Annotated in this window: 8 protein-coding genes; 3 read left to right on the plus strand and 5 right to left on the minus strand. The window is 45.0% G+C overall.

The genetic code is table 11. The features are described 5' to 3' along the window. Positions 1 to 274: 274 nt before the first annotated feature. From mukB to cmoM, 4 genes are all read right to left on the minus strand, one after another. On the minus strand, positions 275 to 4,735 hold the full coding sequence (gene mukB, locus AB4585_RS05130) for a chromosome partition protein MukB (RefSeq protein WP_372169403.1): 4,461 nt from the start codon (positions 4,733 to 4,735) through the stop codon (positions 275 to 277). Beyond that, entirely contained in the window at positions 4,732 to 5,538 is an 807-nt protein-coding gene (mukE, locus tag AB4585_RS05135) for a chromosome partition protein MukE (RefSeq protein WP_017067527.1), read from the minus strand. Before mukE ends, mukB begins: the two co-directional genes overlap by 4 nt. Beyond that, positions 5,519 to 6,856 carry a chromosome partition protein MukF gene (gene mukF, locus AB4585_RS05140; protein WP_017055049.1) on the minus strand — a complete coding sequence of 446 codons (1,338 nt, stop codon included), beginning with the start codon at positions 6,854 to 6,856 and terminating at the stop codon, positions 5,519 to 5,521. The genes mukE and mukF overlap by 20 nt, the downstream gene beginning before the upstream one ends. Before the next feature lie 125 nt (positions 6,857 to 6,981). After that, entirely contained in the window at positions 6,982 to 7,767 is a 786-nt protein-coding gene (cmoM, locus tag AB4585_RS05145) for a tRNA uridine 5-oxyacetic acid(34) methyltransferase CmoM (protein WP_017063509.1), read from the minus strand. 115 nt (positions 7,768 to 7,882) lie between these two features. Between cmoM and elyC the strand changes: the two genes are divergently transcribed. Next, positions 7,883 to 8,734: an envelope biogenesis factor ElyC gene (gene elyC, locus AB4585_RS05150; protein ID WP_102332487.1), complete on the plus strand. Its 852-nt coding sequence runs from the start codon at positions 7,883 to 7,885 to the stop codon at positions 8,732 to 8,734. 166 nt (positions 8,735 to 8,900) lie between these two features. Here elyC and torR read toward each other — a convergent pair whose 3' ends face one another. After that, entirely contained in the window at positions 8,901 to 9,614 is a 714-nt protein-coding gene (torR, locus tag AB4585_RS05155; RefSeq protein WP_017067841.1) for a two-component system response regulator TorR, read from the minus strand. A 285-nt stretch (positions 9,615 to 9,899) separates the two neighbouring features. On the opposite strand from torR, the gene torD reads away from it, so the two are divergent. Together torD and purR are read left to right on the plus strand one after the other, a co-directional pair. After that, positions 9,900 to 10,547: a molecular chaperone TorD gene (gene torD, locus AB4585_RS05160; RefSeq protein ID WP_017093386.1), complete on the plus strand. Its 648-nt coding sequence runs from the start codon at positions 9,900 to 9,902 to the stop codon at positions 10,545 to 10,547. A 317-nt stretch (positions 10,548 to 10,864) separates the two neighbouring features. Then, a complete protein-coding gene (gene purR / locus AB4585_RS05165; RefSeq protein ID WP_372154660.1) occupies positions 10,865 to 11,869 on the plus strand; it encodes an HTH-type transcriptional repressor PurR in 1,005 nt (334 codons plus the stop codon). The last annotated feature ends 72 nt before the right edge of the window (positions 11,870 to 11,941 follow it).

Here is an 11,941-nt window from a genome sequence, read left to right on the forward strand (position 1 = left end):
GTGTGACCTCAAACAAGTTCCATTGATAATAACCATAATGTATGAATGGTCTTATCAGTGTCGACGAAAGGATTAAGCGGGAGGGGTTCTGCTGTAGAAGTAAGAAGTAAGAAGTAAGAAGTAAGAAGTAAGAAGTAAGAAATTAGATTCAAGGTACAAAAAAGCCCCTAATGATTAGGGGCTTTGAACAAATATCATTGAGTCGCTTTCGAGCTTATAGCTAAGCTATCAAGGTTATTGCTCGGCTATCAAGATTATAATTCGGCTATCAAAGTTATTGCTCAGTTTCTTCGATAAGCTCTTGCACCGGAGATGCTGGTTTGTTTTGAGCAAAACCGCGCAGGCCAACAACATGTACGTGTTCGTGGTCTTTGAAGACCTTACGAACCAGTTTGTAGGTTGTACCTTTCTCTGGGCTAATGTTTTCAGGTGCTGCAATCAGAAGTTGCATACCCAAACGGTCACACAGTTCAAACAGCGTAGAGATCGACTTAGAATCCAAACGTGCTGCTTCATCAAGGAACAACAAACGACATGGAACGATGTCTTTACTGCGAAGTCGACGAGATTCCTCTTCCCAGCTCTGAATAACCATCAATAGGATTGACTGACCCGTACCGATCGCCTCACCCGTAGACAATGCGCCCGATTCAGCTTGTAACCAACCATCTGAACCACGGTTAACTTCAACACTCAGCTCTAGGTAGTTACGGTAATCCAGTAGCTCTTCACCAAGAACCTGTGGAGAACGTTGACCCATATCGATATGCGGGTTCACTCGTTGGAACAACTTCGCCATCGCTTCTGAGAAGGTAAAGCGCGTTGATTCAAACAAGTCTTTGTGTTGCTCTTGTTGAGTTGCTAGCCCTGATAGCAAGATCTCGTGGCTTTCACGGATCTTAACGTTCAGACGTACGCCTTTAACCTGACCAAAGTAAATGTTAGACAAACCTTGGTTCAGCATTCGAATACGGTTCTGCTCGCGCTGAATCGTTTTCTTGATGATGCTTGCTACGGACTCAGAGCTGATTGCCAGGCGATTTTCACGCTGCGTCAACTCTTCTGTTAGTCGAGCTAGCTCCACTTCCATCTCTTCGATTGCTTCAACCGGATCATCCGTGTGAATAATATCTTGGCGAATACGCTCACGAAGGTGTTGGTAAACCGCAATGTAGAACAGAACTTTACGCTCTGGATGCGCGTTGTCTTCAGATAAACGCAGCGAATCACGCAGGTCGTCATTGTCGGCTACCGCCAGACGTAGCGCACCCAGTGATTTATCCGACATAGAGCGAAGCTCGCCTGCCGTTAGATAAGCCAGTTCACGTTTATGCAGACGACGTTCAACATCATTCTCACGCGCTAAACGAAGTACTGAACACCAACCCGCTTTCGCTGCAACAACGAAAGTACGAAGCTCGGTGTACTCTTTTTGAACTTTCTTAAGACGCTTAGCCAGTGCTTTCATCTCAAGTTCAGTTGACGTAATCGTACGCTCGTATTCACTCTTACGGCTGCGAGATGTGTGCAGACGCTCTTGAAGCTCGTCACGACGACGTACAGCACGCTCTTCAGCGCCTTCGTCAGCGTTTACGCCGAACTCTTGTAGCTCTTGTTTGAACTCTTGAACCGTTTCTTGCTTCGCTTGATGTGAGCTCTTCAGTGCCGCCAATACTTGGTTGTATTGGTTCATCTGTTCGCGAGCTTGCTTCAAGCCATCGCGGCCTTTGGTTCTTGCTTGTTCAGCTTGAACCAACTTCGCTTTCAGTTGCTCGCTCAGTTCACTGCTCTTATTAAGCAAATCAACAGAATCCGCGTAAGCAAAGTAATGACGACGCTCAATCAGGTCAGACAGTGCGAACACTTTGCCTTTTAGCGTTTGTAGCGCGTTGTCTGCTTGACGGTACTCTGCTTCCAAAGCTTCGAATTGCTCTGGGTCAGCGTCTAGTGCAGATACGAACTGTTCTAGAGAAGTAAGCGCCTTGCCGTGCGTATTCAAGTAAGATTTCGCTTCACTTAAACGCTCTAGTTGCGCTTCTAATTCAGCTAAACGCTCAGCCAATGTTTCGTCTTCTAAAATACGAACCATTGGTGCTAATTTATCTAGCGCACCAAGTGCCTGCTTGCTTTGTAGAAGCTGACTGCGTTGCTGCTGCTCTTTAGAGTTAAGCTCAGCCAGAGAACGAACAATTTGATTACGCTTATCACGAATCGCAGCAAGTGCTTGCTCTGGGTCTGCGTTAAACGCAACGTGCAGGTGCTTCGCAACAAAGCTGTTGAATGCTTGGTATAGGCGATTCAGTTTTTGAGAGTCAAACGCTGCCTTCGCGTGGTTTTCAACCACAACGTCACGCTCTTCGCGCAATTTCTCTAGACGTTGTTCACGAGCCGCACGGCCAAACAGTGGGATCTCAGGGAAACGAGAGTAACGCATTTGGCGATCGTTCAGCTGAACACACACTGCGCCTTCAAGCTCATCGGCATTGAATGAACTGTCATCAAACGCGTCGACATCGCCTTCTAGGATGTAAAGGTCTTCTGGACAATCATCAAGATCCACCAGCTTCTCTTTAATACCATCAAGATCAGAAACCACAATTGCGTGACGAGCCGGGCCGTACATCGCACTGAAGTACGGCGCATCACCAATAGTGATATCATCGTAGATCTCAGAAAGCAGCACGCCACCAAGCGTATCCGCTAGGCCTTTGAGGCGAGGATCGTTAGAACCACCTGGAGACGCTAAACGCTCAATTTCGTGCTCAAGTTCAGCTCGGCGCGTAGCCAACTGATCTTTTGCTACCGCTTGAGATTTCTCATCTTCAAGCACTTGTTGCATTTGAGTCATCACCGCTTGGCTATCTTCTAGCTCAGCGTCGGTTTGATCTCTTAATGCTTCAAGCGCATCGTTTGCCGTGATCCATGCTGGAGCAATAGACTCAAGTTTTTGAATCTCTTGATCGTGGTTTTGTTGTACACGACGTTGCTCACTCTTCGCTTCACGCAGCTCTTCTTGAGCGTACTCAAGAGACTCGATCTGCATAGCATGACGTTCACGTTCTTCATCGAAAACCGCTTCGTCAGTCAGTGAGATGTTGTGTTGCTTTTGGTATTCAGTCGCTAGCTCTTTTGCTTGACGCTGCTGAGCCACATCACGAGCCATATCGCGGTGCTGAGCACGCCACTGCTGTTCATTTTCAACAACGTGTTTTGCGTTACGGCCTTTTTCTAAAGCTTGCTTAGCGCTTTGAGACGCTTCTTTACGCTCAACGTCACCCACAATACTTTTAACAAGAGCGAGCGCTTTGTCGAACTGCGCAGAAGCAGCAGAAGACATGTCTAGTTTATGTTTAGTAGACAGCAGCGTTTGAGTGCTTGATTCTTCTTGTGCTTTTAGCTCAGAAACCAGAGTTAGTGCGCTTTCTGCCGTAATAGATTCATCACCAAGCAACTGCTTAGTTTTCTCTAATGCTTGAACCGCTTGCTGGTATTGAAGTGCACGCGTTTGCTGAACATCCAACGCTTGTTGGTAGTCAGCAAGCTGAGTTTTCAGGCTATCCACTTCTTCTTCAGTGATGGTTGCCTGCTCTTCAGCAAGAAGTACTCGCTCTTGAGCTTCTTCAACCACCATCATTTGCTCTTCTAGACGCTCGTTAAGCTCTTCTAGATCTTCGCTGTAGCGGGCAATTTTCTCTTGCTGACGAAGTGCAGTTTGAACTAATTGCAGATGATCCGAAGCCGCTTGGTAATCTTGCTCTAGTGCTGATTCTTGATCGACAAGTAACTCTAGTTCTTCTTGAACGCGGTTCAACAAGTTGTTTTGATCAAGCAAGGTTTCACGAGAACCAAACAGCTCACCACGGAACTTCATGGTTTGATCAAGCTTGTTGCGACGATCGTTAGCATGGCGCATGTAATCTGCTGCCACGTAGTTCGTAGATTCAGTGATCAAGTGCTTAAACAAATCACGATCCGACTGAGTCGTTTTGATCGCTTCTAGCGTCATACGGTTTTCGCGTAGTGCTGATTCCATGTCTTGGAACGCTTTCTTCACACCACCATTTTGCGGTAACAGGTAATCACGCAGAGAACGCGTAATCGCACTTGAGATACCACCGTAAAGTGATGCTTCAATTAGGCGGTAGAACTTAGAACGGTCGCTGCTGTTACGTAGTTTCTTCGGTACCACACCGTATTCAAACATTTGCGAGTGGTAATCAACAATCGAAGAGAAGGCCTTAAAATGCGTGCCTTCGTATTGTGCAACCGCCGCTTTCACGTCGTTCAACTGACATACGCGAGCGTGGCTGTCTGAAACGTTCTGAATCAACACATCCGTTGGTTTCACATGGCTTGGAAGGCCTTGGATAACGAACGGTTTAATGTCGACTTTCTTATCACGACCCGCGACTTGCTGCAGTTTTACTGCAAACAATAGACGCTGATTACGAGAGTTCACAACATCTAGTGCGGCATAACATGCGCCTGGCTGAAGCTTACCGTAAAGGCCTTTATCACGAGATGACTGTGAGCTACCCGCTTCCGTTGTGTTACGGAAATGCAGAAGGCTTTGGTCAGGGATCAGTGCTGTGATGAATGCCGCCATTGTGGTCGACTTACCCGCACCGTTACCGCCAGAAAGCGTTGTAACCAATCCATCAATATCAAAAGTACGCGCAAAGAAGCCGTTCCAGTTGACCATGGTTAATGATTGATACTTACCTCTTTCAATCATGCTTCACCTTCTACTTTTGTTTGTTCGCCAGCATTTGACTCAAGGTCAAAGTCAGCTTGATCGTTAAAAATGTCTTGTTGACCGTTTTCGTCTACGTCTGCATCTACTTCTGATGTGGCTTCCGCTTGTTCTTCATTCAACAAGCTACCTTGGTTAGGCTCTTGGGTATGCACCACAGCTTCACCATCACGGATAAGACGTAACTGCGCTTCTTTCATATCATCGCCAACACGAACGTCAGCGCCAAAACGGAATACCGCTTCGCTGATACGGAACTTGCCGGTTTCACCAATCGCAATCAACATACCGATACGGCGTAAGCGACGTAGAGAAGTACGTACTTTTTCGAACAGCTTTTCTTTATCTAGGTCAGAACCAGACGCACGGTTGGTTGCTAGCTTCATGAGTTTTTTCTCATCCGCTAACGACATCAACTCATCAAACAGTTCTTGGTTGGTGAAGATACCTTCATGAGCAAGACGTTCTGGGCTTAGGTATAAGAAACACAACACCTTTCCAACCAACATGTCGAGCTCAGACAACACACTACGACCAATCAGAGACGTAGAACGCGGACGCAGGTAATAGAAACCTTCCGGCGCTTTTACCAATTCCGTATTGTAGCGTTGATAGAAATGCTGAAGCTCAACTTCAAAATCAGACAGCAACGCGTGGTTATCTAGGTCTTCTGTTGAAACATGCTTACCTGAACGCAGCATGCTATCTAGCGCAGGGAACAGTGGGTTCGCTATCGCTTTTACCAGTTTCTCTGGCATGTAATCATCAGTACTTGTTAATGACATTTGCTTGTACCTTTGCACCGAAATCGTTAATTGCCTGCCAATCTGGCTGAATAGCCTGATAGTCAGACTCTGAGTAACCTAAGCGCACGGCTTGGTCGACAACAATTCTGGCTAAATCAAAATGGTGTGTGCGAGGGTGTGCAGCGAGGTAATCGCGTAACACAAGGCCAAGATCAATTGGCGCGCCTTGCTGTTTGTGAGCTTTTAACATCTCTGCAATTCGATCTGAAAGCAGGTCATTTACTTGCTCAAATTCTTCGTACTCTACGTCGATTGGTGCTTGTCCCATCACTTCGTCATCACGAAGCACGAGCGCTTCATCACGAAGATCCGTCAGCTTCTCAGCATCGGCGTAGGTCAATAACCAAGGCGCATCAAAGTAGTCAGTGACTGACTGACGCAAGCGCTGGCTAAAGGCGCGGTTTTTATCCATATCAATCGCGGTACGGATGAACTTGTGAACATGGCGGTCGTAGCCGATCCATAAATCGATGGCTTGTTGGCCCCAACTGGTGATTCGGTCTAGCTTCATCTGCAAGCCGAACAGGGTTTCGCCAACGAACTCGAGTTCATCGTCACCGTAAACAATTTCTTGAATATCGAGGATCTGTGTTTGCAGTTCATCCCCCGCCGCTTGCAAGGTGTCTTGCAATTCTTTTAGTGTGGACGAGGTTTCTGAAAGCAAGGTTTCACAGTTGTTAATCGCCTCTCGCCAATCCTTGTTTAAAAGGTCGGCAATTTGCTGTTTAACGGTTTGCTGCTGCTCATCCATAACACGTTGGTTAAGATCAATCTGATCGAAAATTTCACCAACAGAATACTTGAGCACGCCGTAAACATTCTTTCTCCAATGTCCTGGAGTTCCGCCTTTTTGTGCTGCTTCAATGGCTTTTGCCATCTCGTCCGCAACCATAGAAAGCTGGATAGACAGTTTTAACTTAGAAAACTGACGGTGGCGTAAGTAATAATCTGAAATACCAATCGCCAATGGTGATAAGCGATAAATACTCGCACCATCGGTGATTTCGCTGGTAAAGCGGCTAATCAACTTCTGTTTAACTAACTCGTTGATGGCATTGTTGGCACGAAACGCGGACGCTTCGCCAGTATCTTCAAACAGTCGAGTGACGATGGTAAATGCATCGTGCAGTTCACCCTCGCCCAACTCTTCATCGAACCTTTCATTGCTTAGTACTGCGATAGCAATCAAAAATGCTAAGCGCTCTGGTGGCAAGTTTAATGAAAAATCATGCTGCTTGACCCAGCCCACCAACTCATCAATTGGCTGCTCTTCGGCAGTTTGAGTCATTTCACTCATTGTGGTTCCTGTTACTGTTCTTCGTCATATCGAATGTATTAGATATGACGCCTATTTCTTTATGACGCGGGCTTCTTACGATTGCATAGCGCATGTTGTGGCTTCTTTTACCACATTCACCGCTGTTATTGCGCAGGTTTTTGAGCCCAAACGTGAATATAACGGCCTAGTGACAGATATGGCTCTTGGCGACATAGCTGTTTTTCCAGTTCCAATACATCTTCAAATTGGTAATCGCCCATGTACTCCATATTACCTATGTAGTCACTGAAAGAGCGAATGCCTGATTTACCACAGATTTCTAGACCAGCGTCTTCTATCCATTGATAAACCTCTTCCGGCTTCAAGCCTTTTTGTGGTTGCAGCTTAAACCGTTTTCGATGTGGCATCCCATTCAATACATGAGGAATGTTGCCACAAATCACATTTTTCAGGACTAATCCGTGGTGGTTGTAAAACATTATCGAGGCAACACCACCTGGCTTAACTTGTTCAAGCAATAAATCAAGCGCCTCTTTAGGATCGGCTAACCATTCCATTACGGCATGAAACATCACAAAATCGACTTTCTCATCGAGATGTTCTGCGACTTTTTGTACCGGTGAATGAATAAATCGATATTGCTCTAGCAAACCCGCTTCGCTGATACTTTCTTCGGCGAGCTTCAGCATTTCAGAAGAGAGATCACACAGAGAAACGTTATGCCCAAGCGACGCAATTTTTTGCGACATCTGCGCAAGGCCGCCTCCAGCATCAAGCACATGCAGCGGCGAAGCTGATTGCTCAAACTTGCTCAAAGCTTGTTCTAAATCTTCCCATACGATGATCTGACGGATCTCTCCTTTGTCAGAGCCGTAAATATTTTTTGCAAATTTGTGGGCAATATCGTCGAAATTACGGTCTTCAGTCACGGCTACTTGAGTTATTATGTCCTATCGTGCCTGCTATTCTGTCACAGGAATTTCAGGAATAAAGAGGCGATGTCTCTTTTTACTACTAAGTGATGTTTTTTCGGACTATTCGGATATGTTTGAGCTGAAAAAAGTAGTGTCTTCGCTATTGATGCCACTGCCAGCAATGTTAATTCTCGCTTTTCTGGGTTTAGCCCTAGTGATGTTTACTACCAAAAGGAAGACTGGTTGCCTAATCACCCTCTCAGCCCTATGTGGTATTTTCCTAATCGCTTTCCAGCCAGTTTCTAGTCAACTTTTAATGCCAATGGAAAGGCAACACACCGCATTTTTACCTGTCGATGAAACCGTCGATTACGTGATGGTTCTTGGAAGTGGTCACGTCGTAGACGACCAAATTCCACCGACATCAGAACTTAGCCGCACCGGCCTGATGCGTTTAAGTGAAGGGATTCGTATTCTACGCCTCTACCCTGGTGCAAAACTCATTTTGTCTGGCTATGGCGCAGGCACTGAAGTAAGTAACGCAAGAATGATGGCTAAAGTGGCTTTAGCACTTGGCGTAGCAAAGCCCGACATCATTCTGCTTGAAACCGCAAAAGACACTTGGGAAGAAGCCCGCCAAGCCGCTGCGTTCGTTAAGAATAAAAGAATGGTGTTGGTGACTTCAGCGAGCCATATGACTCGCGCACTGAACGAATTCAATGCTGCTGGAATGAAACCACTGCCGGCACCAACTAACTACCTTGCACAAGAAGGTATAGTTGAGCCGTGGGAAAAGTACATGCCGAAAGCGCTATACCTTGAGCAGACTGAGCGTTACTGGCACGAAACCATGGGATTGGTTTGGCAAAGCCTGCGTGATTGGCTAGATACAAGCAATGACATTGTTGAAGAGCCTGTTATTCCAGAAGCTTCCAGCTTAATTGAAGATGACGGTGAAGTTTCCGCGGCTCAGCCTCAATAAGCCCATTGAATCTTTAAACTCATCTTAAGCATACAGAGTCGCCAAGTATTTGTAGATTCTCTGGTCGTTAACAGTAAAAGCTGAGTAATAAAAAAGCCGAGACATCAATGATGTCTCGGCTTTTTACGTTTAAATGTCGTTGTTAATTAATCACTCCCGAAGGAAATCAATCACCAGCGAACATGTAACCTTCACCGTGAACCGTCACAAAGATTTGTGGGTTCTTAGGATCGAACTCCATTTTTGCACGCATACGACGAATCAGCACGTCGATAGTACGGTCATTAGGCGCGTCCACTCGGTGGCTAATCATATTCAAAATACGTTCGCGGCTTAATACTTGATTAGGGTAAGAAGACAAAGCCACTAGCAGTTCGTATTCTGCTTTGGTCAGTTTCACTGGTTCGCCGTTCTTGCTTAACGCACGACGAGGGATATCAAATGTCCACTCACCAAAACGAACCACAGACTCATCTGATGTTTCTTCTACAGCGCCCGCTGCTGTTTTACGAGCAGCAGAGATACGCCAAAGTAGGTTTTTAACTCGAACCAATAACTCGCGAAGTTCGAAGGGTTTAGTAACGTAATCGTCAGCGCCCATTTCAAGGCCAACGATTTTGTCGATGCTATCCGTGCGTCCAGTAACTAAAATAATTCCAATGTCTGATTGACTGCGTAATTCGCGAGTTAGCATCAATCCATCTTCGCCTGGTAAGTTGATGTCCAGCATAATGAGGTCAACGTTGTTTTCTTCTAACACGTTTCTCATTTGAGCGCCGCTTTCTGCTTCGCTTACTGTGTAACCTTCGTTCTGGAAGTATCCGACCAGTTTACTGCGGGTTACCACATCATCTTCTACGACTAATACGTGATAGCTCATCTACACCACTTTTCTTATTTAATAGTTTCAGTGACTATTCTATTCATAACTCGTAACAATTCTAGTGGTACACAAGATAAAAGCCAGAAACATGGATCTTTTTTGATACAAGACAATCTTAAACCTTGCTATTTATCGTCCATCGCAATTCAATATAGGCATTACTACTAACGAGTAACTTTGCCTTTCGCAAATAACCTTGTTATTCAGCCTTGGTGTGCTTATGCACTAGTGACTTCAAGATGTATATAAGTAACACCACAAGACTAAATCAGGATCTAAGAAATGAAAGATACGAAAGCGTTCAACGAGCAAAGAGCAGAAATATACTGGTGGCTATCAAGCTTATTCGCTAAAGAGCTCACTCAAGAAGAACTCGATCACTACCACTCTGTTGAAATTCGTTCTTTCCTAACTGGTTTAGGCGAAAATGAAACACTAAAGCCAGCGATCGATAGCCTAGTGGATGCGCTAAACCGCCTACAAACGCGTGAAGATGCTCAACTAGAATTGTCTGCTGACTTCTGTGACTTATTCTTAAAAACAGATAAGCATGGCGCACTTCCTTACGCTTCTATGTATATCGGTGAGACTGGCCTTTTGAATGATAAGCCAGCAAAAGATATGGAAGAGATCATGGCTAAGCACAACTTAGTGGTGAACCAAGACCTAAAAGAACCAGCTGACCACATCGCTATCGAACTCGACTTCCTTGGCAACTTGATCATCCGTTCTAATGAAACGGAACTTGAAGAAGAGCTAGAAAAATCGTTCATTGTTCAACAGCAATTTATCGAGCAACAACTTCTTACTTGGGTACCAAAGTTCAACGTTAAATGTCATGACGTTGACGAATTCGGTTTCTACGCTAGTGTCTCATCTCTGCTACTTGCATTCTGCAAATTGGACACCCAATACCTCGCTGGTGAATAAGCTTATTGGATGACTCGTTAAATAAATTCAGAAGAATGTGACAATTCACCCGGATTTCCGGGTGAATTTTATTGCGAGTAATTTCTAGTCAGTCTAAAATTGTGACCGCAAACGATAAAATATGAAACATTCACGAAATGCTATGCTTACTTAAAGTTCAGAGCATTTCGGTGTTAAGACAAGCCGCTCAATAGCGGTTTTTTGTTTTTTAGCACTTTAGTACCCAAAGAGCCCTACAAATTTAAGCTCTTAGTTAGGTAGCTTAACGGCTACTTCATTCCGTACTTTGGGAAAGTAGCTTCTAATAGGATAAAACCATGGCCACTATAAAAGATGTCGCTCGCTTAGCAGGCGTATCAACAACAACCGTTTCTCACGTAATCAACAAAACTCGCTTTGTTGCAGAAGCGACGCAAGAAAAAGTAAATAAAGCCGTAGACGAACTGAACTATGCACCAAGTGCCGTTGCTCGTAGTTTGAAGTGCAATACAACCCGCACTATCGGCATGCTAGTTACTCAATCAACTAACCTATTCTTCTCTGAAGTTATCGATGGTGTTGAAAGCTACTGCTACCGTCAAGGTTACACTTTGATCCTGTGTAATACGGGCGGTATCTATGAGAAGCAACGTGACTACATTCGAATGCTTGCAGAGAAACGTGTAGATGGCATCTTAGTTATGTGTTCTGACCTAACTGAAGAACTGAGAGGCATGTTAGATCGTCACGCTGACATCCCTAAAGTGATTATGGATTGGGGCCCTGAGAGCTCTCAGGCTGATAAGATCATCGATAACTCAGAAGAAGGTGGCTACCTAGCGACCAAATACCTTATTGAACGCGGTCACTCTAAGATTGCATGTTTAAGTGGCCACTTAGACAAAGCGGCATGTGTTGAACGCATCGCGGGTTACAAACGCGCACTCAACGAAGCTAAGATTGCTGCCGATGATAACATGATCATTGAAGGTAACTTCGAGTGTGATACTGCGGTTCTTGCTGCAGAGAAAATCATTAAGATGGTAGATCGCCCAACGGCAGTATTCTGTTTTAACGACACGATGGCACTCGGCCTAATGAGCAGACTGCAAGAGAAAGGAATTCGTATCCCTGAAGATATTTCAGTGATCGGCTATGACAACATCGAGTTGGCTGAATACTTCTCTCCGCCGTTAACAACGGTTCACCAACCCAAACGTCGTGTTGGTAAGAATGCTTTCGAAATTTTGTTAGAACGCATTAAAGATAAAGACCATGAAAAGCGTGTGTTCGAAATGCATCCTGAAATTGTTGAGCGAAGCACAGTTAAAACGTTAAATTAATTGATAAATTCAGTTTAATATAATTAAGCGCACCTTTAGGTGCGCTTTTTTTTGGTTCATCGCGGATTAGCG

This window comes from Vibrio sp. 10N.222.49.C9 (genome assembly GCF_041474985.1).
GTDB lineage: Bacteria > Pseudomonadota > Gammaproteobacteria > Enterobacterales > Vibrionaceae > Vibrio > Vibrio crassostreae_C.